The 22818-nt window shown below is 62.7% G+C and carries 22 protein-coding genes and 1 tRNA gene; 5 read left to right on the top strand and 18 right to left on the bottom strand.

The window, feature by feature from the left end; translation table 11 throughout:
• Positions 1-2 precede the first annotated feature (2 nt).
• The 4 genes from ACS13N_RS11735 to ACS13N_RS11750 form a co-directional block, all read right to left on the bottom strand.
• Entirely contained in the window at positions 3-1271 is a 1269-nt protein-coding gene (locus ACS13N_RS11735; RefSeq protein ID WP_438931820.1) for an O-antigen translocase, read from the bottom strand.
• Positions 1272-1490: a hypothetical protein gene (locus tag ACS13N_RS11740; protein WP_438931821.1), complete on the bottom strand. Its 219-nt coding sequence runs from the start codon at positions 1488-1490 to the stop codon at positions 1272-1274.
• 268 nt (positions 1491-1758) lie between these two features.
• Positions 1759-2430 (bottom strand): acetyltransferase, encoded by a 672-nt coding sequence (locus tag ACS13N_RS11745; protein WP_438931822.1) that lies wholly within the window; start codon positions 2428-2430, stop codon positions 1759-1761.
• A gap of 97 nt (positions 2431-2527) precedes the next feature.
• A complete protein-coding gene (locus tag ACS13N_RS11750; RefSeq protein WP_438931823.1) occupies positions 2528-3217 on the bottom strand; it encodes a WbqC family protein in 690 nt (229 codons plus the stop codon).
• 209 nt (positions 3218-3426) lie between these two features.
• On the opposite strand from ACS13N_RS11750, the gene ACS13N_RS11755 reads away from it, so the two are divergent.
• The 3 genes from ACS13N_RS11755 (at position 3427) to ACS13N_RS11765 (ending at position 6201) form a co-directional block, all read left to right on the top strand.
• Positions 3427-4023 (top strand): DUF1439 domain-containing protein, encoded by a 597-nt coding sequence (locus ACS13N_RS11755; protein WP_438931824.1) that lies wholly within the window; start codon positions 3427-3429, stop codon positions 4021-4023.
• Positions 4024-4095: 72 nt separating this feature from the next.
• Positions 4096-4977, top strand: a complete 882-nt coding sequence (locus ACS13N_RS11760; RefSeq protein WP_438931825.1) for an undecaprenyl-diphosphate phosphatase — start codon at positions 4096-4098, stop codon at positions 4975-4977.
• A 111-nt stretch (positions 4978-5088) separates the two neighbouring features.
• On the top strand, positions 5089-6201 hold the full coding sequence (locus tag ACS13N_RS11765) for an NADH:flavin oxidoreductase/NADH oxidase (protein WP_438931826.1): 1113 nt from the start codon (positions 5089-5091) through the stop codon (positions 6199-6201).
• 18 nt (positions 6202-6219) lie between these two features.
• On the opposite strand, the gene trmB is transcribed toward ACS13N_RS11765, so the two are convergent.
• The 8 genes from trmB to ACS13N_RS11805 all read right to left on the bottom strand — a co-directional run bounded on the left by trmB (position 6220) and on the right by ACS13N_RS11805 (position 12120).
• On the bottom strand, positions 6220-6972 hold the full coding sequence (trmB, locus tag ACS13N_RS11770; protein ID WP_438931827.1) for a tRNA (guanosine(46)-N7)-methyltransferase TrmB: 753 nt from the start codon (positions 6970-6972) through the stop codon (positions 6220-6222).
• Between the two features lie 66 nt (positions 6973-7038).
• Positions 7039-8043, bottom strand: coding sequence for an acyl-CoA desaturase (locus tag ACS13N_RS11775; protein WP_438931828.1), 1005 nt, complete (start codon positions 8041-8043; stop codon positions 7039-7041).
• 81 nt (positions 8044-8124) lie between these two features.
• Complete coding sequence (locus tag ACS13N_RS11780) at positions 8125-8445, bottom strand: metalloregulator ArsR/SmtB family transcription factor (protein WP_438931829.1); 321 nt, start codon at positions 8443-8445, stop codon at positions 8125-8127.
• Between the two features lie 156 nt (positions 8446-8601).
• Positions 8602-8675: transfer RNA gene (locus tag ACS13N_RS11785), tRNA-Gly, on the bottom strand.
• 273 nt (positions 8676-8948) lie between these two features.
• On the bottom strand, positions 8949-9638 hold the full coding sequence (locus ACS13N_RS11790; RefSeq protein ID WP_438931830.1) for a hypothetical protein: 690 nt from the start codon (positions 9636-9638) through the stop codon (positions 8949-8951).
• 134 nt (positions 9639-9772) lie between these two features.
• Entirely contained in the window at positions 9773-10669 is an 897-nt protein-coding gene (locus ACS13N_RS11795; RefSeq protein WP_438931831.1) for a phytanoyl-CoA dioxygenase family protein, read from the bottom strand.
• Between the two features lie 20 nt (positions 10670-10689).
• A complete protein-coding gene (locus ACS13N_RS11800; protein ID WP_438931832.1) occupies positions 10690-11466 on the bottom strand; it encodes a TylF/MycF/NovP-related O-methyltransferase in 777 nt (258 codons plus the stop codon).
• A 138-nt stretch (positions 11467-11604) separates the two neighbouring features.
• Positions 11605-12120 (bottom strand): Lrp/AsnC family transcriptional regulator, encoded by a 516-nt coding sequence (locus ACS13N_RS11805; protein ID WP_438931833.1) that lies wholly within the window; start codon positions 12118-12120, stop codon positions 11605-11607.
• A gap of 119 nt (positions 12121-12239) precedes the next feature.
• On the opposite strand from ACS13N_RS11805, the gene ACS13N_RS11810 reads away from it, so the two are divergent.
• Together ACS13N_RS11810 and ACS13N_RS11815 are read left to right on the top strand one after the other, a co-directional pair.
• Positions 12240-13166: a DMT family transporter gene (locus tag ACS13N_RS11810; RefSeq protein ID WP_438931834.1), complete on the top strand. Its 927-nt coding sequence runs from the start codon at positions 12240-12242 to the stop codon at positions 13164-13166.
• Positions 13167-13197: 31 nt separating this feature from the next.
• Positions 13198-14403, top strand: coding sequence for an amino acid aminotransferase (locus ACS13N_RS11815; RefSeq protein WP_438931835.1), 1206 nt, complete (start codon positions 13198-13200; stop codon positions 14401-14403).
• Between the two features lie 55 nt (positions 14404-14458).
• Here the strand turns inward: ACS13N_RS11815 and ACS13N_RS11820 are convergent, their stop codons facing one another.
• The 6 genes from ACS13N_RS11820 to ubiD all read right to left on the bottom strand — a co-directional run bounded on the left by ACS13N_RS11820 (position 14459) and on the right by ubiD (position 22286).
• A complete protein-coding gene (locus ACS13N_RS11820) occupies positions 14459-15055 on the bottom strand; it encodes a ParB-like protein (RefSeq protein ID WP_438931836.1) in 597 nt (198 codons plus the stop codon).
• 91 nt (positions 15056-15146) lie between these two features.
• On the bottom strand, positions 15147-16046 hold the full coding sequence (locus tag ACS13N_RS11825; protein WP_438931837.1) for a hypothetical protein: 900 nt from the start codon (positions 16044-16046) through the stop codon (positions 15147-15149).
• Between the two features lie 80 nt (positions 16047-16126).
• Entirely contained in the window at positions 16127-16870 is a 744-nt protein-coding gene (locus ACS13N_RS11830; protein WP_438931838.1) for a hypothetical protein, read from the bottom strand.
• 130 nt (positions 16871-17000) lie between these two features.
• The gene (locus tag ACS13N_RS11835) at positions 17001-19055 is read right to left on the bottom strand and encodes an acetoacetate--CoA ligase (RefSeq protein ID WP_438931839.1); all 2055 of its coding nucleotides are present in this window, start codon (positions 19053-19055) and stop codon (positions 17001-17003) included.
• 87 nt (positions 19056-19142) lie between these two features.
• Positions 19143-20651 carry an NAD-dependent succinate-semialdehyde dehydrogenase gene (locus tag ACS13N_RS11840; RefSeq protein WP_438931840.1) on the bottom strand — a complete coding sequence of 503 codons (1509 nt, stop codon included), beginning with the start codon at positions 20649-20651 and terminating at the stop codon, positions 19143-19145.
• A gap of 123 nt (positions 20652-20774) precedes the next feature.
• Positions 20775-22286 carry a 4-hydroxy-3-polyprenylbenzoate decarboxylase gene (gene ubiD / locus ACS13N_RS11845; protein ID WP_438931841.1) on the bottom strand — a complete coding sequence of 504 codons (1512 nt, stop codon included), beginning with the start codon at positions 22284-22286 and terminating at the stop codon, positions 20775-20777.
• Positions 22287-22818 lie beyond the last annotated feature (532 nt).

Raw genomic sequence — 22818 nt, forward strand, 5'->3', positions numbered from 1 at the left:
GATCAGGTTGATGCTTTACTCGAGGCCCTGGCATAAAGGTACAGGCCGATCAAGCAGAGAATGAGGTATGTCAGATTCGAGGCGGCGTACGCCGGGAATACGCCATTGCCGCCGACCTGATGCGAAATCACAGTGAACAGGCCCACATACAGGGCTGACTGCACGAGTTCAGCCAGCACGTACACGCGTGTTGCAGCCTTCGCGGCGGAGAGAAATCCCACGACATAGGCGGAGATCCGGAACACGTCGCCTGCAAGTTGGAGTGCTAGCAACCCGGGACTGATGGCGAAATCTCTTGAAAGGAACAAGGCGAAAATGATGTCGCGCAGCAAGAAGATGCCGCACGCCGCCACGGCATAGACGCCCATGACAGCGGTCAACGTCTTCAGGACATAGTGCACGATCTGCTTTCGGTCGGTCATGCCAGATAGGGTAGGCATGTAGTACACCGCCAGAAAGCTCGTGAACAGGCTCAGCGCCGCATACGAGAGGCGCTGCACACCCTGCCAGGTTCCCGCCAGTTCCCATCCGCCTGCCGAATGGGAGAGTTCTGTGCGGATATACATCTCGACAACCGGCATCGTTGCAACCGAGAAGAGCTGCATGAGGCCAAACTTGCTGAGATTACGCATGTGCTGGCGGCTCATGGCAAACGCAGGGCGAAGCCGGTTGAACAGCTTGTGGAATTCCCATGCCGCCGGAAAGAGCATGCAACCCTGGACCAGCACGAGTGCTACCACGGCCCCTTCCAGGCGATACCTGGATACCAGGAAGTAGCAGGGGATGACGCCGACGATGCACCCGATGACGGTAATACGCGAAAACGCCTGGGTCTCTCTTAAGCCGTTGATCACGCCCGTGGCATAGTTGATGTAGGCGAAGGCAAACTGAGCTACGCCCACGAACATGATCATGCCGCTAAACGAGTCATCCCCGAACAGTGCGCCGGAGAGCGGTTGCGCACCGATGGTGAATGCGATGGCAATGAGCGTGGACGCCAGGAGCGAATAGCTCCAAGCCGAAGACAGAAATGAGGTCAGCTCATCCTTTGCCTTCTCATGCTCGGCAACATACTTGGAAATACCAATCGTGATGCCGCCGCCGGCGAACACATACAGGATCGAGAGCAGATTCATGAAATGACCGAGTCTGCCAACTCCATCCACGCCAAGTTGCATGATCACAATCTTCAGCACAAGCAGACCGCAGGCCATGCGTGTCAGCTGTGCCGCCGCGCTTGCGACGGATGCCTTCAGCCAGCGTTTAGGCATTCAGGTGTTGTTCCCGTAGAACTCGGCGACGGCAAGGGCACCGCAAACGCGGTAGACCTGTTCATCCGTCATTTCGAAATATTGATGGCGCTGCCTTGAGAACATGCCGTCGCAGGAAATCTTTCCGGAAGACATGGCCAGAGCGACGTAGACGAGTTCCCCGCCGTGCAGGTACGGCTTGTTGAAAGGAATGCGTTCAGTTTGGACGTTGTCTGGCATTGCGGATCATAGCATTGTCGGTCGAACCACTTGTGCAGCGCGGAGCGGCGTTTGAGCGGCAGAAAGCTCGCCTTATGAAGCCCGTGTGGGCTGCTAAGTTGGTGACCTGCGTTCAATGCTCCATGGTTTGCAGGCTCTCGGATGGGTCTCGGGCGTCGGGGCGGGCATGGGCGACGGTCTGCATGCAGGTCTTCGACAGCCCTTCGGCCGACTGGACTGAACTTGCTGGAGAACGAAATGTCGCGCGCAGATTTCATGGCGTCGCAGATTACCCCTGGTCGCTGACCGACACGCCAGTCGCCGGATCCAGGGTGCGCAGCCGCCGTGCCGGTGCGCCAACATAGGCGCAGAGATCTTGGGTGTCGCGGTTGATCAACGACTGGGCACCAATCAGGGTGTCGTCCCCGATGCGCCTGCCTTGCATCACCACGGCTGAGAAGCCGATGAAGTTGCGAGTACCGATCGCGACGTTGCCGCCGAGTGTTGCATTGGCCGCGATGAAATTGTGGTCGCCGATTTTGCTGTCGTGACACACGGTTGCGTTTGACCAGACTACATTGTTCGAGCCGAGCGTTACGCCGGGTTCGATGACGGCGCCAGGCATGACGATCACGTTATCCCCGATAGCAACATCGCCCGCGATCCACGCGGCCGGATGCAGGAGATTGGCGAGGGTATAGCCGCTTTGTTTGATCGTGCGATACACGTTCGCGCGCGCGCGCATGCTTCGATATCCAACTGCGACGAACAGCATCACGTCAGCGGGTGCGTAGCGCTCTTGCGCTGCTTGCCAACCAAGCAAGGGTATGCCGTCCAGTGCTGAGGTGGCGGCGGGCAAATACGGTTCGTCAACGGCAAACGCGTGCACCTGCATGCCGAGATCGGTAGTCGCGTAGCGGCACACGAGCTGTGCGAACGGCCCCGCGCCGAAGATGATCAACCCTGCCATCCGTGCTCCGTGGACGAATTGTCGACCGCGAGCAGCATCTGGGCGCGGTCGTTCGAATAGATGGTTTCGTCGTACTGCAGTAGTGCGTTCATGCCTTCATGAAGGCTGCGTGCTCGGGGCCCACATTGAACAGCAGATCGAGAATGGTCACGCCGTGCTCAAACGGTGGAAAGAGCTGGGGGTATTCTGGATAACCGTCATAGCTCATCCATTCGACGCGCATACCTACCTCGGTAAAGCGCGTTTCGTCGAGATAGCCACGCGCGGCCGGCCCTGACAGATAGACGTCCGCGTCGGCCTGCTTGCAGATGCTGACGAGCCGTTCGACCCGATCGCCAGAGAGATCATAGTCACGTGATGAAGTGATGCGCGTGGTGATGCCGAGCGTCGTGCAGATCGCGCGAATGAAAAGCGCGTTGATGTCCGATAGCAACTCACACGCGGCTGCCTCGCCATACCACGCTTCGACCATTGCAGCGTATTGGCCGAAGTAGGGCGCTCGCGCGTAGTTGCCAGCGATTGATTTCCAATGCAGGGCCGCCCAACGCGAATCGACTACACGGGTCTCGCTGATCTTCTGCTCAAGCCGTTCTTGGCGTACCGGGATGCTCAACCATTTCACACCGGACTGGGTCTTGATGCGGTTGCGATTGCGCCAGTCATTCTTCGTGTACTGCACTTCGTCGTACAGGATGAACTCGTCCACCGTGCGGATCAGGTCGAAGTAACCCTTCCACGGCACATAGTTCGACTGGAGAATAGCGATTTTCTTCGTCATTGTTGCTTCAAACCATAGCTGGCGCGACTGGCACGCGCCGGTTGCGCCTATTGCGCGATCGGCGGCAGAATAGCCGATTTCCGACTCGACCGGAAGGCGAGTGCTGCCTTCGTCACAACGGGATCGTCGCTCTTACACCCTCCAATATTTCGCCGGCGATCAAGGCAGTCAGCAGTGACCCCGTCCCGGCAATCGAGGCAAGGCCAACCATGACTGACCGTTCTGCCACGTCCCACGCCCGTTCCAACCGCGTTCGCTGGTGGGCCGGCGCAGCCGCTGTCACGGCGACCGTTGCCGTCGTGCTGGTCGCGTGCATGCCGACCGGCTGGACTGGCAACGGCTACACCTTCTCGCGCGGTCAGATGCAGGAAGCGCTGGCGCGCAAGTTTCCGTTCCAGCGGCGCTTTCTCGGTTTCTTCGATGTCACGTTGACCAACCCGCAGATCTCGCTGGACCCCGCGCGCAACCGCATCGCCATCCAGGCGGATGCGAGCGTGGAAAGCGGCTTGCTGCGGCAACCGCTGACGGGGCCGCTGGCCATCTCCAGCGGTTTGCACTACGACCCGCCCACGCGTTCGATTCGTCTGGATCAACCCAGTGTTGACCGCTTCGATCTGCAGAACGTGCCCGGTGGATTGGGCCAGCAGATCAGCGCGATCGGCTCGTTGATCGCAGGGCAGTTGCTCAACGACTACGCGGTCTACACGTTCAAGCCGGAGCAGTTGAAAGTGGCTGGCATTGCTGTAGAGCCCGGTACAATCACGGTTTTGCCCGAAGGCGTACACGTTCAGGCCGAGCGGCCCTGATGCCGTAGCTGCGGTACGTCGCACGCCCAGCGGTCCGTTTTTCTTCTTCTCTTCTCCACCTCTGCTTACTGCATGGACATTGCACTCGCCATCAAAGCGCTGATTCTCGGCATCGTCGAAGGTCTGACCGAGTTCCTTCCCATCTCCAGCACTGGCCACCTGATCCTCGCTGGCCAACTGCTCGATTTCAATGACGAGAAGGGCAAGATCTTCGAGATCGTGATCCAGTTCGGCGCCATCCTCGCGGTGTGCTGGGAGTTCCGCCACAAGATCATCGAGGTGGTGAAGGGGCTGCCCAGTGATCCGCGTCAGCAGCGTTTTGCCATCAACGTGATTGTGGCGACGATTCCTGCGATTACGCTGGCGCTGATCTTCGGCAAGGCGATCAAGGCGCATCTGTTCAACCCGATCGTGGTGGCGTCGGCGTTCATCATCGGCGGCTTCGTGATCCTGTGGGCCGAATGGCGCGAGCGCCATCGCGGCGAGACGCACGACCCGCGCGCCAACGCACTACTTGAGGCCGCCAAGGCCGGCGCGCCGCGTATCGAAACGCTGGATGACCTGCGCATCTCCGACGCCATCAAGGTGGGCTTCGCGCAGTGCTTTGCGCTGATTCCTGGTACGTCGCGTTCGGGCTCGACCATCATCGGCGGCCTGCTGTTCGGCCTGTCGCGCAAGGTGGCTACCGAGTTCTCGTTTTTCCTGGCGATTCCCGTGATTTTCGGGGCGACGGTGTACGAGCTGTACAAGTCGCGCGCGTTGCTGTCGGCGGATGATCTGTCGATCTTCGCAGTGGGTTTTGTGGCCGCGTTCATCTCGGCGTTCTTCTGCGTGCGCTGGCTGCTGAAGTTCATTGCCTCGCATGATTTCCGCGGCTTTGCGTGGTACCGGATCATCTTCGGCGTCATTGTGCTGGTGACGGCTTACACGCACCTCATCGCCTGGCAGGCTTAAGCCACGCATCTCCCTCTCTCGGCGCGGGCTTTCGCGCTGTCTGCACGATCGGGCGGATTCGGACACACTGGCGGTTTCTTTCGCTAGGCGCTGTTTGCGGGTCTCCCGATCATGAGTGCACTCTTCCAGCCTTTCTCCCTGCGCGGTCTCACGCTTGAGAACCGCATCGTCATCTCGCCGATGTGCCAGTACTCGGCCGACCACGGCCAGGCCACGGCGTGGCATCACGCGCATCTGGGTAGTCTGTCGCTTTCGGGCGCGGGCCTGCTGATGATCGAGGCAACCGCCGTGTCGCCGGAAGGGCGTATCACCAACGGCTGTCTGGGTTTGTGGGATGACGTGACCGAAACTGCACTGGCGAACATACTCGTTGCGATTCGCCAGAACGCGCTGGTGCCGATCGGTATGCAGATCGCGCATGCGGGCCGCAAGGGTTCGAGTGCGCGGCCGTGGGAGGGTGGCGCGTTGTTGCCGCTTGATGCAGGCGGCTGGGAGACGATAGGCCCGTCCGCATTGTCGCAACGCCCGGAAGAACGCGCCCCGCGCGAGATGACCGAGGCCGACCTCGCTCGCGTGCGCGACCAGTTTGTCGATACCGCACGCCGCGCCGTGCGCTTGGGGCTGGCCGCCATCGAACTGCACGCCGCACATGGCTATCTGCTGCACGAGTTCCTCTCGCCGATTGCCAATCAGCGCACCGATGCGTACGGCGGCTCTCGCGAGAACCGCATGCGCTATCCGCTCGAGATTTTCGACGCCGTGCGCGCTGTGGTGCCGGACAGCATTCCAGTGGGCGTGCGCGTGTCGGCCACCGATTGGGTGGAAGGTGGCTGGACGCCGGAAGACTCGGTGGTGTTTGCGCAGGCGTTGCGCGCGCGTGGCTGCGACTGGATCGACGCGTCGTCAGGCGGCGTATCGCCGCTGCAGCAGATTCCGCTGTCGACCGGCTATCAGGTGCCGTTTGCCGAGAAGATTCGCCGTGAGGCTGAGGTGCCGACCATCGCCGTCGGGCTCATCAACGAGGCGCACGAGGCCGAGGCCATCGTGGCGGAAGGGCGTGCGGACCTGATCGCGGTCGGTCGCGCCTTCCTCTACAACCCGCATTGGGCGTGGGCCGCGGCCGCTGAACTGGGCGCCACCGTCAAGGCGCCGCCGCAGTACTGGCGCGCTTTCCCGCGTCACGCCAAGAACCTCTTCGGCGAGACGCATTTCGGCGCGCGGTAAACCGCGCGTGGGCTGTGGTTAACCGCGCTTGCGGAAGACCACGTCCCACACCCCGTGCCCGAGGCGCAGGCCGCGCTTCTCGAACTTGGTGACGGGGCGATAGTCGGGGCGCGGTGCGAAGCCGTCGGCGGTGTTCTCCAGCGTCGGCTCGGCGGACAGCACCTCCAGCATCTGGTGGGCGTATTCCTCCCAGTCCGTTGCGCAGTGCAGGTAGCCGCCCGGCTTCAGGTGCGCTGCCAGGCGCGCCACGAACGGGCTCTGGATCAGGCGTCGCTTGTTGTGGCGCTTCTTGTGCCACGGGTCCGGGAAGAACACGTGGATGCCATCGAGCGTGCCTTCCGGAATCATCTGGGCCAGCACTTCCACTGCATCGTGCGAGCAGATGCGGATGTTGCCGATCTCGCGTTCGCCAATCAGCTTGAGCAGCGCACCCACGCCCGGCTCGTGCACTTCCACACCCAGGAAATCGTCGTCCGGGCGCAGTTGCGCGATGTGCGCGGTGGTCTCGCCCATGCCGAAGCCGATCTCGAAGATGCGTTTGGCACCGGGGCGGCCGAAGGCGGCTTCCCAGTCGAGCGGCGCGGCGGCGTAGGGCAGCTGGAAGCGCGGGCCGAGTTCATCGATGGCGCGCTGCTGGCCGGTCGAGGTGCGGCCAGCACGGCGCACGAAAGAGCGGATGCGGCGCGGGTGGCCGGTTTCGGGCGTACCGGATTGATCGTCGTCGAGCGGTTCGACGGGCGTGCCGTCGTTGATGTGTTCGGTGGACTGCATGGCGGATTCACCACGGATGTGGCGGCAATAAAAAAGCCGCCGAGGGCGGCTTGGGAGATGTGCCGATTATAGCAGCGCAGCCCTGTCGGCCCGCGGGCGTCGGCACGGACATGGCAGTCGCCAGCGACGGGCGGGGTGTTCTGCCGGCGGCGCCGGGTCGTCCGGCAGGCGAGCCAGTTCCGGGCGGGCTGGCAGGTCGGACGGCAGGCGGAGGTTCCAGACCAAGCCAAGCTTGCGTAAGGCGATCAGCACCCACCAGCCCGGGTCCCACTCGCCGGCCAACAAGCCAAGACGTGCTGATCCCGGATAGGCGTGGTGGTTGTTGTGCCAGCACTCGCCCATGGTCAGCAGCGATGCGAAGCGGATGTTGTGGCCCTGCACCGCGGCGCCTTGCACCTCGTAGCGCATGCCGCCGTGGTTGTGCGCGAAATAGCCGATCAACCAGTGGCCAAACACGCCGGCCGTCACGCGCGCACAGGTCCCCCAGAACACGAAGCCCCACCCACCTAGCCCGTACAGCACCAACGCGACCGGCAATTGCTGCAGCATCCATGTCCGCTCGAGGAACTGATAGACGCGGTCGTTGGCGATTCGTGGCTCCAACGCGATCCGGGGCGGATGGGTCAATTGCAATTCGCAGTGCAGCTGCCACCAGGCATCCCGCCAGAACGAACGGCCATGGCGCAGGTAGTCGTGGCAGTCGGGGAGCCGCTGCGCGTAGTCACGCAGATCATGTTGGCGCAACAGGCCGATCGGTCCGGCCAGGCCGACCTGCACGCCGAAGTACACCAGCGTGTACTCCAACCATCTGGGGCACTGATAGCTATCGTGGATCAGCTTGCGGTGGCTGCCCAGCGAATGGCCCAGCAGCAGGACGCTGCCGGTTGCCAGGACGAAGCCAGCGAAGGCGGCCCAACTGAACGTCCAGATGCCGCCAACCACGCCGGCCACTGCCATACCGGTCAACCACAGCGATTTGACTGGTGCATAGCGGACTTCACCGCGCACCACGCTTTGCATGTCCGCAGCCTGCACGCGGTGTGTTTTCAGGCTCTCGGCAGAATTTTGCACAACAGGGCTCCCTTCCCGGCATCGGGAATGCATGACAGCGTTGGCTTCAAAGGGGGGGGGGCGGCGCGGCTGCGCGAGGTGTCAGCCGGGCTTTTCTGCGGCCTTCTTGCGGGATTCCGCCTTGAGCGGGCGGGCGACCGGACACAGCTCGAAGGCATAGCTGGTCAGGCTGTTGACGAGGCTGTCGCCGTTGAGCCGGTACAGGACGAACTGGCCGCGCCGTTCACTGATGACCAATCCGGCGTTCTCCAGTACCGACAGATGGCGTGAGATCGCCGGGGCGCTCATGGCAAAGCGCTCGGCCAGCTCGGACGTGGTGAGTTCGGCTTCCGACAGGTAGGCCAGGATCTGCCGGCGCGGCGCGGATGCCAGCGCTTCAAAGATCTTGTCGATGCTGGACATGATTCAACGATTAGCAAATTTGTTAATTCATTGTTTGTCGACGGCGCATCGGGTGTCAAGGTGAATGTGGAGGGGCAGCAGACACAAAAAAACCGGAGCAGCGTCCGGTTTTTTCGAAGAGGCATCGCGGTAAAAGCAGCGCGATGATGCGGTATCTGGAGCGGGCGATGGGAATCGAACCCACGGCTCTAGCTTGGGAAGCTAGGGTATTACCATTATACGACGCCCGCGTAGCCTGACATTCTATGCGGGGTAGCGGCAATTCGGCAAGCTGTGACGGCGGGCGTTGGCGCAAAAAATGCATCTATAAGCACTTTTATTGCTGCATTCGCTGGTGTTCAGAGTGGCGATGATCAAGACCAAGGAAGGAGTCGTGGCGCTGCTACTCATGGCTCCTTCAAAACTCGCGATTGGGAGGACACAGCCATCTGCACAAGTATGGCGAGTGCAGAAGCGAGCTGAGCAATAGCGTCACCAAGCGCGTACGCAGAAGTCCCAATGACCTATTTCACCTCAAGCAGGACCTGATACAAAGCAGGGTTTAGGGTCGCAAGCTGGAACGCGCTCGCAATCTTCGCCCCATTTGCACTGAACGCCGCACAGACCTGTTGCTTGCTTGCATGGACCTCACTTCCCATCGTCTGCATCGCGTCTCCAACGGTTGTTTGCAGCGTTGGCAGCATCATGTTGTACAACCTGTCTTCGACTTGATCCGGCGGGTAGGGGCCACGCGCAATAATTCTGCGACTCTTCTTGTACAGATCCCTATGTTCGGCACTGAACGCTTCCACAAAGGGCGTGATATCAATGCCGAGGCGCTGGCAATATTCGCGGCGCGCTCGTACGTTGACAAGATAGAAACGCAAGAACTGTCCCGCTGCTTCCTGTGCTTTCGACTCGCCGGAAGAACTAGATAACCGCTCACCCGAGGCCTTGGTAGCTTCTTCAGCCATCGCGTAAGGGACTGGCTGGTTGGGGTGCTGACTGACTGCTTTTTCCCGCAATGCCTCCACCATCCGGCTACCCGACGCGGACGCAGCCTTTAGTCTCTGATCGTCAAAGTACCATTGCATTGCAACGCGTGAGGCTGCAAATGCGGCAATGAAAGACAGCACCCAGAGTAGTCGCTTAGTAAGACTCTTCGCGCGTTTCCCCGCAGGACTGCTGGTCGCGTCTTGGCTTCCAGTTGCCATCGCTCCTCCATAGATATGCCGGCAGCCTCGTATCACAAGAGCGCGTCCGATTGTTCAAGCGCGGCATTAAACCGTGCGGTGTGTGCGAGCGACGTAACTCCTATCCTACGAACCTATTTCGATTGTCGGTAGAGTTACTGCGTCACCGGCGCGATATACAGCTCCGGGTACAGATCCTCGAAATTCTTCCCCTTAGGATTCGCCTTGTCGGCGCCGTAGGGCACACGATCCTGCACGCCAATATCCGAGATGCGGAAGATGTAGGTCAGGCGCGTGCTGTCCTTGGAGATGCTCGGCAGGGAACTGTGCCAGGTCAGGGAGTCGATCGCGTAAAGCTCAAACAACCCAGATTCCGATTCGAGGTGATCGTTTTGATCGAACTCTGGGTAGTGTTCGACCGCGACCTCGTAGTGGCCAAACGTGTTCTTGGTCGTCTTCGGCAACCCCAGCTTGTGCGTGCGCGGATAGATGCGGACGCCGCCAGCCTCGCCGTTCAGATTGTTGGTCAGGTTCAGCCAGAACGTGAGCTGCTTTTCGCTTTGTAGTAGGTAGGGGAAGTCTTGATGGATGGGGAGGTTGTACCGGTAGTTTTCCTCGCCCGGGGGAAACACGTGGAGGGTCTCGCCGTTGTACGGGCGGACCAGAATGGACGGTTCTGCGGGCTTGCCGAAGAAGCGTTCCGCGATCTGCTGAATCTGCGGATTGAAGAACAGGCGCATGCCCGACATGAGCCGCATCGGACGGGTCCCGATGTCGTACACCCGGCCCAGGAGCTTGCGATCCTTGGCGTTGATTTCCAGCATGACCTGTTGGAGATGCCGTTCTGCCGTGAACACATCCCGATTCGTGATGGCTTCACGCAGCAGGCGCTGGGTTGTGCCGTCGAACCGCGTGTCATTCTTCACCAGCACCAGGAGGTAATTGCACACGTCAAAAAACAGCGCCTCGATGTCGCTTTGCAGTGCCTCGCCCGGGACAACCCTTTCCCACCCCTCTTCGGCCAGCGAACCCGTCGTCATTGTCTTGGACATGTTCGTTTTTCGCGCGCAGCTCAGTAGGTCTCTTTGATGATGTAGCCCCCCGGGTTGTCGGAGAACGGGAATTTCTGGATCTTCGGTGCGATCCCGCGCGCTCTGAAGAACTCGTCCACCGCGGATGCTTCACCGGGGAACACATCGAAGCCGTATTCATCCAGCAGCAGGATGCCGCCTCTGACGAGCCGATCCCAGAGGTGCTCGAGGCCAACCTTGGTGGGCTCATACAGATCGGCGTCCAGATGGAGGAGCTTGATCTTGGTGCCCGGGTTGTCGAGCGCGTATTGCGGAACGGTCTGCCGGATGTCGCCTTCAATGAGCTTGATGCGCGGCTTGTGCGGGGCAAACCGGTCGTGATCGAAGACGTTGATCAGGTCATACAGCTCTTCGCGATACTGGGCTGAAGACCATCCGCCTTCGACCTTGTCGTTGATGGCCTTGCGCGCGCCGTCCTTCTCATGAAAATCAGGAAAGCCGGCGAAGTTGTCGAACCCGATGACATCGAAGCTTCTGTCGTAAGGCGCAAAGATCTCGGTGAACTGCGCAAACCGGAGCAGCGATTCGCCCTTGAAGACGCCAAACTCGACGATATGGCCAGGCAAGTCGTTGACCAGCTTGTAGATCTCGTAGTGACAGATGAGCTTGGCAAGCGCGCGGCGGTTGACGTACCGCAGCAGGCCGCCGAACCGGAATGCATCGCGGTTCTTGTCCTCGATCTGTCTTGCGACCAGAGAGAACATGGCCTCTTCGACAAAGTTGTTGTCGGGGCACGGGGCGGGCTTCTTTCGTTCCATGGGTTCAGTCCACTTGGTTTCTGGGCGCATACGGTGCGGCTCCCATCGTCTGGGGACGCTGCATGCTGCAGCCCTAGTATCGGTCCACGCCCCGGATTCTTGAGCGCAGCGGCCGTAGCGGTACCGTGGGCGGGCCACTTAAGCCGGTGATCGGCCTGACGGTTTTTCACGACGGCGTCCCGCGCTCTTCCGGTTTTCATCCCAGGCCGGGAACACGGTTGAGCGCTTGACCACGCCATAGGCAAAGCTCGTATCGATGGCGGCGATGCCCGGAATGGCGTGCAACTGGCTGCGCACGAAATGCTCGTAGTCCTGCAGGCTCTCCACCAGCACGCGCAACAGGTAATCCGCCTCGCCGGTCAGCACGTAGCAGTCGAGGATCGCGTCGATGGCGCGGATGCGGTTCTCGAATGTTGCGACCACCTCCCGCGTGTGCTGCTGCAAGCGAATATGGACGAACGCCGTGACCGGCAGGCCGTATGCCTCTTCGTCGACGATGGCCGTGTAGCCACGGATCACGCCCGCCTCTTCCAGCAACCGCAGCCGGCGCAGGCAGGGGGAGGGCGACAGGTTGACCCGCTCCGACAGCTCCTGGTTGGTCAAGCGGCCTTCCTTTTGCAGGGCGGCAATGATCTGCCTGTCCTTCTTATCCATGTGATTTTCCTAGCGTGGCAGGTTCTGCCAAAGTGCGTTGAAACATTGGCGGAAATTGAAAGATACTACTTTTTATGCTGAGGCATTCTGTCTCCATTCTGAAATCGAAGGTGGGCGGAATGCGTGGTTCGACATTGACAGTGGGAGCAGGTGGTCAGGCGGGGCGGAGCACCACGCAGACCAGTCCGCTGATCGGGTATGCGGCGATGGTGCTGACGGTGCTGATCTGGGCGGGGTTCGCCCTATCGATCCGCGCGATTGGCGCTTCACCGCTGGCGCCGGCGGACGTGGCGCTTATCCGGTTCGGCCTGCCGACCTTGCTGCTGTTGCCGTTCCTGCCTTCACGCTGGCCGATGCTGCGGCGCGTGAAGCCGCTCAGTGCGCTGATGGTGCTGGCGGGTGGCGGCGTGCCGTTCTTCTTCATGGCCTCTGCCGGCGGCAAGGCGACATCCGCGGCCCATGTGGCTGCGCTGATCGCGGGTACCACGCCGTTGTCGGTGGCGCTGGTCGCCTATGCGCTGGACGGTCAGCGCATCGGTGCTGCACGGGGGCGGGCGATCGCGATCATTCTTGCGGGTGTACTGCTGTTGCTGGTGTCGCAATCGCACGGCTCGCAAGGCGCCTTTGTCGGCGGGGCCGCACTGCTGTTGCTGGCCAGTCTGCTGTGGGGCAGCTACACCCTCGGGCTGCGCCGCGCCGGGCTCGACGCCATTGGCTGCGCGTTGCTGCTGAGCGTGCCTTCCTTCCTGCTGACGGCGCTGCTGATGGGGCTGGGTGTGGTCGACAGCCATATCGGGCAGTTCACCATCGCCAGCGCCATGCCATTCCTGCTGGCCCAGGGCCTGGGGGTGGGCGTGATTTCCAGCGTTTCCTATGCGCTGGCGATCCGGCATCTGGATACGCCGCGCTGTTCCGCGATCGGCTCGCTGGCGCCGGCGTTGGCCTGTCTCGGGGCCGTGCCGTTGCTCGGTGAATCGCTGACCCTGACCGTTGCGTGCGGCATCGCCGTGATCACCGTAGGCGTGATCCTGGCAAACCGCGCGTAGCCCATCGCATCACTCTCCCGGAGAACACACCATGCTCGCGACCCTCGCAACCGTTGCCCCGGACCCACTGTGGGGGCTGACCGCTGCTTTCCGCGCTGACCCCCGGCCCAACAAGGTCGATCTCGTGGTCGGTGTCTACCGTGATGACACCGGGCGCACGCCCGTCATGGCCGCCGTGAAAGCTGCGGAGGAGCGTTTGGCCGCAGCCGGTGCCTCCAAGGCTTATCGCGGGTTGGCCGGTAATATCGATTTCAATGCGGGTCTGGCAGCGCTGCTCCTCGGACACGATGCAGGGCGCCTGGCGCGCCAGACCACGATGCAGACCGTGGGCGGGACCGGCGCGCTGCGGTTGCTGGCGGATTTCATCGCCGTGGCGTCGCCCGGCGCGCGCGTCTGGGTGTCGGACCCCGGCTACGTCAATCACGTGCCCATCATGCGTGCGGCCGGGCTGGCGGTCGAACGCTACCGCTGGCGTGCTGAAGGTGGTGTGCTCGACGCCGACGCGGTTCTCGCCGACCTTGCCGTCGCACGTGCAGGCGACATCGTGTTGCTGCACGGCTGCTGCCATAACCCGACCGGCATCGACATGGGCATCGGGGTCTGGCAGGCCGTGGCGGCGTGCTGCGCGAAGCAGGGCCTGATACCGCTTGTCGACATGGCCTATCTGGGGCTTGCCGACGGTCTGGATCAGGACACCGCGGGTTTGCGGCTGCTCATCGACGCACTGGACACGGTGCTGGTGGCGGCGAGTTGCTCGAAGAGCGTTGGGCTGTACTGCGAGCGCACCGGCGCCGCAATGGTCATCGGCAAGAACATGGCGGCCCTGCAGCCGGTTGGCGGTGTGCTGGAGCGCATCACGCGTACCAACTATTCGATGCCGCCGGACCACGGCGCCGCCATCGTAGCCGCCATCCTTGCCGATGCCACGCTGACGGCCTGCTGGCGCGACGAGCTGGAGCACATGCGACAGCGCATCGTCGGCAACCGACGTCGGCTTGACGAGGCACTGGTCAGCTTGGGCGCACCCGCTGGGCTGCAGAACCTGTCACGGCACAAGGGCATGTTCTCCATGCTGCCGCTGAACGCTGATGCCATGGAGCGCTTACGCGCGGAGCACGCCATCTATGGCACCCAGGGTGGCCGTATCAACATCGCAGGTCTGGCGCCGGAGCAGATCGGCCGGGTGGCTGGCGCGCTGGTTGCCGTGGCCTCAGACACGGTGTGCGCGCCGGCCTGAGAGACTTCAGCCGGGGTGACATGGGCGCCCCCCAACTGCCCTATGGGTGGTCGCCTTACTTCGCCTTGAACCCTGGCAATCCACTTGCCAGCTTGCCGTGCGCTAGCGCCAGCGCGCTCTGCACGGCGGTCAGGAAATCGCCCTGCAGGTCTTCCACGGGGATGGAGCGGCGGAAGAAATCTGCCCACACAAACTCGGCAAAGGCGGTAGGCGTCTTCTCATAACCGCCTGCATTGCGCACGTACCCGGCGAGCGACCGATAGGGGTCGTCGACCAGCTTCTCCAGGCTCTCCGGAACCGATGCGTAGTAGTGCCGCACGCCGTGCTCGTCGAGGGGATGGACCCAGCAGCTCTTGTCCATCGCTTTCCAGAAGTCATCGATGGCATGATCGGACAGATCGGCTTCAACCTCGAAATAGCCGACGCTCACGCCGGCTTCCAGCGCCGCGCGCCCGAGGTGATGGTGGTCCGTGATGTACAGCTTGCCGCCCGGCCCAAGCACGGCCGGAATCGGATGGGCCTGCATGAATGCCTGCTGCTCTTTTGGCGCAAGCGACATCAGGTGCTTCTTCTTGTCTTGAACCTCGATCATGCCCACGGTGAGTTGCGTGGGGCGCAGGTCGTGGATGGGCGATTCGTGGATCTTGGGCATGGTGTTTCCTCTATGGTGGCTGCTGGTGCTGGACACCGGTCATCCCACAGCAGCATAGCAAGCGAGGGCGCGTGTGGTGTTCAGTGCGCGTTCAAGTGGCCCGCGCGCGAGCCCGTTCCTGGAGGGCGAGCCTGATCTGCGGCAAGACGATGCCCTCGAGCCCGGAAACTGCGTGCGCCTGCCCCCAGATCTGTTCGTCGATCGCTGCAAAGAAGAACGGAACGCCGTGATTCAGCAGAATCCGGCGACCGTCCGGGCGCTCGCCGCCGGCCCATGCAAGGTAGGGCGGCAAATCTTCGGACCGGATTCTCGCCGTGAAGCCACCCAGTTTCAGCGGGACGTAGTCGATCTGATCCAACTCGGGCAGCGCGGTCTTCATCTTCGCCATGCGGCCGAAGTATTCAGCTTGGTAGCCTCGGCAGGCAGGGCAATTGATTGCACCCGCATAAACCAGCGCGATACGTGAGTTGGCACGCGCCTGCAGCTTTCCGCTGGCACTAAAGCTGCCCACGCTGCCTTTGCCGAGGACGCCTTGTGCGCCGTCCTGGAGGACCTTTCGTGCGGCGACCTGCGTTGCGGCAGCTTCGTCCGCGGTGATGCGCGTCATCCGCACATTGACCGTGTGCCCGTTCGGATATCGAAGCTCGCCCAGCAATGATGTGTCCCCAGCGGTCAGCGCCACACGGATTCTGGAGTTCACGATGGATGAAAACTCCAACTGCAGATGGTCGCCCTCGACGAAGCCAGAAACGTCATGCACGTCAGACAGGGCTGCTGCCTCTACGAGCCCGTAGCGCATCTTGCCGATCACGAGCTTGCCGTCCCGTAATGCAGCGCCGTCGAGCAGCAACAGCCGCTCCTTGGTTTCACCGATAACGGTGACCAGCCAGTAGCCATTGAGTGCATCGCCGATCAGGTCGGTCGCAACGGTGGGCCCGGCCGCGACCAGACCTGCTGCGCACCCGAGTACGAGAAACTGGCGTCGACGCATGGCGGCCTCCTGTGTGCATCCAGACCCAGCGGATCGTAGCGCTGGCTGTTTTGGGCGGCGATCCTCCGTTGTGAGGAAGGCTACCGCCGTCGCGCCATCGACTGCATGGCCGCATCGACGAATCTTGCCGCAGCAAGTTCGCCGGCCGTGGGCGTGGCGGCCTTGGCGCAGGCGGCGATCACATGGCACAGCGATTCCGTGTCTTCCTGGCAAGCGCGCAGCAGCGGCATGGCAGCCCCGGCGGCCGAGCCGAAATGGATGAGTGCCAAGCGCATCAATTCCACCTTGACCACGTTGGGCAGCACGTCGGCCAACTCGGGCGAGATGGGTGTCTGAACCGGGGCGGGCGAGGGCAGCGCTTTGGGAGGCTCAACGGGCGCGAGGCGCGGCTCGTTGGCCGCAGGTACGTCAACCGGCGCGGCCACGGTCTGCAGGCCGAGCGTCATGCCGGTCAGCGGCGGTAGTTCGTCGTAGATGGGCGATATGGACGACAGGGCACCGTGTTCCCGCTCGGATGCGTCGTCCAGCACCGGGCGGTTGAAGTAGGCGATGGGATCGAAGGCATCAACGGGTATCGCCGGGGCCGGCATGTCTTCCCGCGCAACGCCGGGCAACACGTCGACCATCCCGGCCAGTTGCAGCCCGACGAGCAGTTCATCCAGATCGGACCAGTCGCCCAGCAACTGGTGCAGCTGCCCGACCGTACGGGCGCCATCAATGAGGATGAGCAGATGGCGCTGGCGCATCTGCATGTCGTGGCGGCGCGCGGCCAAGGCCTCTCGGCCGTCGTCCGTCTTGATCAGAACGCTTGTCGTTGCAAGCATGGTGACTCCCCGTATCAGCAGCGAGCCCGGTGTCTTGGTGCACCGGTGCACGCTGTACGTTAGTCAGCCTGTCTGTGCCGTGCCATCGTGCGATTGGACGAGTGTACTAAACCTCACGTGATCGATCGGTTTAGCTCCGCCAGGATTCCAGCGCTGGAGCGGCTTCACCGGCAGCGCTGGTCTGCGCGGTCATCGTGCGTGCGTAGTCCACATACCACGCCAGCACGTCCGGATTGGCCATCGCATCGGGGTTGGCGATGCGCTCGGGCGGTGCGCCCAGCAGCAGCTTCTTGATCGGCACTTCCATCTTCTTGCCCGATAGCGTGCGCGGCACGCCCGGCGCTTGCACGATCACGTTGGGCACATGCCGAGCCGACAGCCCTGCCTTGATGCGCGCGTTGATCGTATCGCGCAGCGCATCGTCCAGCACGGCGCCATCCCGCAGCACGATGAACAGCGGCATGAACGACTCGCGGCCGAGGAATTCCAGGTCGACGACCAGGCTGTCGAGCACTTCCGGCAGGTCTTCCACCACGCGATACAACTCGGCTGTGCCCATGCGGATGCCGTGGCGGTTGATGGTGGCATCCGAGCGGCCATAGATGATGGCGCCGCCGCGCGGGGTGATCTTGATCCAGTCGCCGTGGCGCCACTGGCCGGGGTACATGTCGAAGTAGCTGTCGCGGTAGCGGCTACCGTCGGTGTCACCCCAGAAGAAGAGCGGCATCGACGGAATGGGCGCGGTGCAGACCAGTTCGCCCACGGCATCGATGAGGGGTTTGCCCGCTTCGTCCAGCGCTTCCACGCGGGAGCCGAGGTTGCGGCATTGCATCTCACCCGCGTAGACGGGCAGGGTGGCCACGCCGCCCACGAAGCAGCCGGCAAAGTCGGTGCCGCCAGAGATCGGGTTGAGCCAGACGTCGGCCTTCACATGGCGGTAGATCCAGTCGTACGCCTCGGCCGAGAGCGGGGAGCCGGTGGAGCCAATGGCGCGCAGCTTCGACAGGTCAAAATCGCGGCCGGGCTCGATGCCGGCTTTCAGGCAATTGGCGAAGAACGCGGCGCCGGCGCCGAAGAACGTCACGCCCGCGTCCTGGGCGAAGCGCCACAGCGTGTTGAGATCGGGCGTACCGGGGTTGCCGTCGTAGATGGCGAGCGTGACGCCGCCAAGTAGCCCGCTCGCCTGCGAATTCCACATGACCCAGCCGGTGCTGCTGTACCAGTGATAGACGTCGTCGGGGCCGAGGTCGAGATGCAGCGCGCCCATGGCTGTCTGCACCAGCAGCAGGCCGCCGTGGCCGTGCACGATGGGCTTGGGCATGCCCGTGGTGCCGGACGAATAGAGAATCCACAGCGGGTGATCGGCCGCCACGGGCGTGATGACGAGCGGCACGTCGTTCGCCGTCAGGTCGCGCCAGTCCTTGGCTTGCGGGAAGCGCGCGCGCTTGATGTCACCGAGCAGTTGCGGCACGAGGACGAGGTGTTCGACCGTCGGCAGCGCGGCGACCATCTCTGCGACGACGTCGGTGCGGTCAAACGTGCGGCCGCCATAGTGATAGCCATCCACGGCGATGAGCACCTTCGGTTCGATCTGGCGGAAGCGATCGGTGACGGCCACTTGCCCCATGTCGGGCGCACAGACCGACCAGATGGCCCCGACGCTAGCCGTGGCGAGGAACGCGACGATCGCGTCCGGCGTATTCGACAGATACGCGGCCACGCGGTCGCCCGGCACCACACCCATCTTGCGCAGCGCATCGGCCAGCGAGGCGACGCGTTGGCGCAGCTCGCGCCATGAGAGATCCGCCAGGGGCTTGGTTTCGCTCGCGTAGCGGATAGCGGTGCGATCAGGACTGCCGCCTTCCTCGACGTGACGCATGACCTGATCGACGTAATTCAGCCTGGCGCCGACTAGCCATTGCGCGCCGGGCATGGCGCGGTCGCCGAGCATCTTGGTGAATGGCGTGGAGGCGCGCAGGTCGAGGTAGTCCCAGACAGATGTCCAGAACGCTTCGAGTTCGGTGGTGGACCACTGCCAGAGTGCGTCGTAACCCTCAGGCGTGGTGGCCGAAAAGCGCAGGCCGCGCTCGCGCGCAAGCCAGTCGAGGTAATGCGTCAGGCGCGCACGCGCGATGAAGTCAGCCGATGGCGTCCACAGCAGGGCGCCTTCCTGGATGGTGCTCATGTGTCTCCTCCGCCGAATGGGGACATCGGCAAGCGGGAAGGCCGCCCGCTCTGTGTGGCGGGTCGGCCGATGGGGTGGTGTGACGGCTTAGATGCCGCCCATGCACAGGTACTTGAGTTCCAGATATTCGTCGATGCCGTAGACCGAGCCTTCACGGCCCAGGCCCGATTGCTTGATGCCGCCGAACGGCGCGACCTCGTTGGAGATCAGCCCGGTATTGATGCCGACCATGCCGTATTCGAGCTGTTCGGCCACGCGCCAGATGCGGCCGATGTCGCGGCTGAAGAAGTACGAGGCGAGGCCGAATTCGGTGTCGTTGGCCAGGCGCACGACTTCCGCTTCGTCCTGGAATTTGAAGATGGCGGAGACGGGGCCGAAGGTTTCTTCGCGCGCGATCAGCATGTCGGGCGTGGCGTCGGCCAGCACGGTGGGCTCGACAAAGCGCTGTGAGCCGAAGCCTTGCATCAGCTTGCCGCCGGCGGTCAGGCGCGCACCTTTCTGCGTCGCGTCGCTGATGTGGCGCTGCACCTTTTCCACGGCCTGGTCGTCGATCAGCGGGCCTTGCACCACGCCTGCATCGAAGCCGTTGCCGACCTTGATGCTGCGCACCTTGGCCGAGAGCTTCTCGACAAACGTGTCGTACACCGAGGCGTGCACGTAGAAACGGTTCGTACACACGCAGGTCTGGCCCGCGTTGCGGTACTTCGATTGCACCGCGCCTTCGACGGCGGCATCGATATCGGCGTCGTCAAACACGATGAATGGCGCGTGGCCGCCCAGCTCCAGCGCGACCTTCTTCACCGTCGGCGAGCATTGCTGCATCAGGATGCGGCCCACTGGCGTCGAACCCGTGAACGACAGATGCCGCACGATCGGCGATTCGCACAGCGCCTTGCCAATGGCGATCGAGCGATCGGCATCGCCCGTCACCACGTTGACCACGCCCTTGGGAATGCCCGCTCGGTGCGCCAGTTCGGCCATCGCCAGCGCGGACAGCGGTGTCTGTTCAGCCGGCTTGATGACGATGGTGCAGCCGGCAGCCATGGCCGGTGCGACTTTGCGGGTGATCATCGCCAGCGGAAAGTTCCATGGCGTGATGGACGCACACACGCCCACCGGCTGCTTGAGCACGACCATGCGCTTGTCGCGCCAGGTGCTGGCCATCACGTCGCCGGAGACACGCTTGGCCTCTTCGGCAAACCATTCGATGAACGACGCGCCGTAGACGATCTCGCCCTTGGCTTCGGCCAGCGGCTTGCCTTGCTCGGCGGTCATCAGCGCAGCGAGGTCGTCAGCATTGGCAATGAGCAGATCGAACCAGCGGCGCATCAGGCCGGCGCGTTCCTTGCCGGTCAGTTCGCGCCAGGCCGGCCACGCCGCGTTGGCCGCGTCGATGGCGCGAAGCGTTTCTGCGTGGCCCAGGTTGGCGACGTCGGTCAGATGCGCGTTGGTAGCGGGGTCGTAGACGGGGAAGGTGGCGCCGTCCGCCGCGCCCACCCAGGCGCCATCCACGTAGGACTGCGTCTTGACGAGGGTGCGGTCTTTGATGCGCTCCAGCGCGTTGGCGGTGGTGCGGGAGTCGAGTGCTTCGGCCATGGCGGTCTCCGAAAGGAAAGAAGGCAGACCGGGAGGCCTGCCTTTTAGATGCAGCAGTCGCTTAACTTGATAAGAATAACCGAACGACCGTTCGCTTGCTGCCCAGCCCGCCAGGGCACGCGGTTACTGGAAGAGCGTGTCCCACATGGTGTCGACCTTGGCCTTGACGGCGGCATCCATGACGATGGGCTGGCCCCATTCGCGGGTGGTTTCGCCGGGCCACTTGTTGGTGGCGTCGATGCCCATCTTGGAGCCCAGGCCCGACACGGGCGAGGCGAAGTCGAGGTAATCGATCGGGGTGTTTTCGACCATGACCGTATCGCGCGCTGGGTCCACGCGGGTGGTGATCGCCCAGATCACTTCCTTCCAGTCGCGCAGGTTCACATCGTCGTCCACCACCACGATGAACTTCGTATACATGAACTGCCGCAGGAAGCTCCACACGCCAAACATCACGCGCTTGGCGTGGCCGGCGTATTGCTTCTTCATGCTGACCAGCGCCATGCGGTAGCTGCAGCCCTCGGGCGGCAGATAGAAGTCCGCAATCTCCGGAAACTGCTTCTGCAGCAGCGGTACGAACACTTCATTGAGCGCCACGCCCAGCACGGCTGGCTCATCGGGCGGCTTGCCTGTATACGTAGAGTGGTAGATCGGGTCGCGCCGCATGGTGATGCGCTCGACCGTGAACACGGGGAACCAGTCCTGCTCATTGTAGTAGCCGGTGTGGTCGCCGAACGGGCCTTCGAGTGCGTGCTGGTAGCCGCTCGGGTGCGTCGGGTCGGGCTGGATGTGGCCTTCGAGGACGATCTCTGCACCGGCCGGCACTTGCAGTTGCGCGTGCGCGAGCGAAGGCGTGAGGCATGTCGCCAGCTCGGTCCTGCTGCCGCGCAGCAAGCCGGCAAATTGATACTCGGACAAGGTATCCGGCACCGGCGTCACCGCGCCGAGAATGGTGGCCGGGTCTGCACCCAACGCCACGGCAATCGGGAAAGGCTGGCCGGGATTCGCGATAGCGTGCTCGCGGAAATCCAGCGCGCCGCCCCGATGCGCCAGCCAGCGCATGATGACCTGATTGCGGCTGATCACCTGCTGGCGATAGATGCCCAGGTTCTGCCGCTTCTTGTGCGGCCCGCGCGTGATGACCAGCCCCCATGTGACGAGCGGTGCCGCATCGCCCGGCCAGCACGTCTGCACGGGAATGCGCGAGAGGTCGACATCATTGCCTTCCCACACGATCTCTTGGCACGCCGGTGACGACACCTTGCGCGGCGCCATGTCCCACACGGCCTTGGCCATCGTCCACAGCTTGCCGGCTTCGCGCAGACCGCGCGGCGGCTCGGGCTCCTTCAATGCAGAGAGCAGGCGGCCCACGTCGCGCAGTTCATCGAGCGACTCCGCGCCCATGCCCAGCGCCACGCGGCGCGTGGTACCAAACAAGTTGGCGAGCACCGGTATGTCGTACTTGCGCGCACCGTCCACGGGCTGCTCGAACACCACTGCCGGGCCTTCGGCGCGCAGCAGGCGGTCGCAGACTTCGGTCATTTCCAGCCGCGGCGAAACCGGTTGGCGCACCCGGCGCAGCTCACCGGCGTGCTCCAGTTGGGCGAGGAAGTCACGTAAGTCCCTGTATTGCATGGATTTTTGTAACCAAAGGTAAGGGGTAAGGCACCTATCGTGCACATGACGGGACAGTCAAATGGCCGTCCCGGGACGATTTTTTTGGTGTAGGCGGGGTGGCCGCGATTGTACGGCCAAAACTTCGCGGCACCCTGATGACAGAACGCACCGCGGGTCAGCCAGTCCCAACAACGCGGGTTTCATCATAACTTTCTGATATGAAAAGACGATTCTTTATGATTGACTTGGCATAACGCGCTTCCTACAATCCAATCCGATCTGGTAATTGTTGCGTCGCAACATGTTTTCGGCTATTGCCCTCGCCCTGCTCTCATTCGTATGAGGGGCGACACCAGAGCTTCACAGCATCGCTGCGGGACGTGACCTCCCCAAGGACACGCCCCGCTTTTGTCTGGGCACACGGGGAGTGCCCCCAACAGATGCCGGCTGACTGCAACAGCGCGGCATCCTTACTAAAAACCGTTGCGATTCGAAACGCACGGCGCCATGCAAAAGAAAGGCGCCTACCGAATTAGCGCAGCGGACGGAG

Origin of the sequence: Ralstonia sp. 24A2 (assembly GCF_051783885.1) — a bacterium.
Taxonomy (GTDB): Bacteria; Pseudomonadota; Gammaproteobacteria; order Burkholderiales; family Burkholderiaceae; genus Ralstonia.

What these genes read in the sequence shown, in the direction of transcription:
- ACS13N_RS11735 (WP_438931820.1), bottom strand. Translation starts at nt 1,271, where the DNA reads ATGCCTAAACGCTGGCTGAAGGCATCCGTCGCAAGCGCGGCGGCACAG.
- ACS13N_RS11740 (WP_438931821.1), bottom strand. Translation starts at nt 1,490, where the DNA reads ATGCCAGACAACGTCCAAACTGAACGCATTCCTTTCAACAAGCCGTAC.
- ACS13N_RS11750 (WP_438931823.1), bottom strand. Translation starts at nt 3,217, where the DNA reads ATGACGAAGAAAATCGCTATTCTCCAGTCGAACTATGTGCCGTGGAAG.
- ACS13N_RS11755 (WP_438931824.1), top strand. Translation starts at nt 3,427, where the DNA reads ATGACTGACCGTTCTGCCACGTCCCACGCCCGTTCCAACCGCGTTCGC.
- ACS13N_RS11760 (WP_438931825.1), top strand. Translation starts at nt 4,096, where the DNA reads ATGGACATTGCACTCGCCATCAAAGCGCTGATTCTCGGCATCGTCGAA.
- ACS13N_RS11765 (WP_438931826.1), top strand. Translation starts at nt 5,089, where the DNA reads ATGAGTGCACTCTTCCAGCCTTTCTCCCTGCGCGGTCTCACGCTTGAG.
- trmB (WP_438931827.1), bottom strand. Translation starts at nt 6,972, where the DNA reads ATGCAGTCCACCGAACACATCAACGACGGCACGCCCGTCGAACCGCTC.
- ACS13N_RS11780 (WP_438931829.1), bottom strand. Translation starts at nt 8,445, where the DNA reads ATGTCCAGCATCGACAAGATCTTTGAAGCGCTGGCATCCGCGCCGCGC.
- ACS13N_RS11790 (WP_438931830.1), bottom strand. Translation starts at nt 9,638, where the DNA reads ATGGCAACTGGAAGCCAAGACGCGACCAGCAGTCCTGCGGGGAAACGC.
- ACS13N_RS11795 (WP_438931831.1), bottom strand. Translation starts at nt 10,669, where the DNA reads ATGTCCAAGACAATGACGACGGGTTCGCTGGCCGAAGAGGGGTGGGAA.
- ACS13N_RS11800 (WP_438931832.1), bottom strand. Translation starts at nt 11,466, where the DNA reads ATGGAACGAAAGAAGCCCGCCCCGTGCCCCGACAACAACTTTGTCGAA.
- ACS13N_RS11805 (WP_438931833.1), bottom strand. Translation starts at nt 12,120, where the DNA reads ATGGATAAGAAGGACAGGCAGATCATTGCCGCCCTGCAAAAGGAAGGC.
- ACS13N_RS11810 (WP_438931834.1), top strand. Translation starts at nt 12,240, where the DNA reads ATGCGTGGTTCGACATTGACAGTGGGAGCAGGTGGTCAGGCGGGGCGG.
- ACS13N_RS11815 (WP_438931835.1), top strand. Translation starts at nt 13,198, where the DNA reads ATGCTCGCGACCCTCGCAACCGTTGCCCCGGACCCACTGTGGGGGCTG.
- ACS13N_RS11820 (WP_438931836.1), bottom strand. Translation starts at nt 15,055, where the DNA reads ATGCCCAAGATCCACGAATCGCCCATCCACGACCTGCGCCCCACGCAA.
- ACS13N_RS11825 (WP_438931837.1), bottom strand. Translation starts at nt 16,046, where the DNA reads ATGCGTCGACGCCAGTTTCTCGTACTCGGGTGCGCAGCAGGTCTGGTC.
- ACS13N_RS11830 (WP_438931838.1), bottom strand. Translation starts at nt 16,870, where the DNA reads ATGCTTGCAACGACAAGCGTTCTGATCAAGACGGACGACGGCCGAGAG.
- ACS13N_RS11835 (WP_438931839.1), bottom strand. Translation starts at nt 19,055, where the DNA reads ATGAGCACCATCCAGGAAGGCGCCCTGCTGTGGACGCCATCGGCTGAC.
- ACS13N_RS11840 (WP_438931840.1), bottom strand. Translation starts at nt 20,651, where the DNA reads ATGGCCGAAGCACTCGACTCCCGCACCACCGCCAACGCGCTGGAGCGC.
- ubiD (WP_438931841.1), bottom strand. Translation starts at nt 22,286, where the DNA reads ATGCAATACAGGGACTTACGTGACTTCCTCGCCCAACTGGAGCACGCC.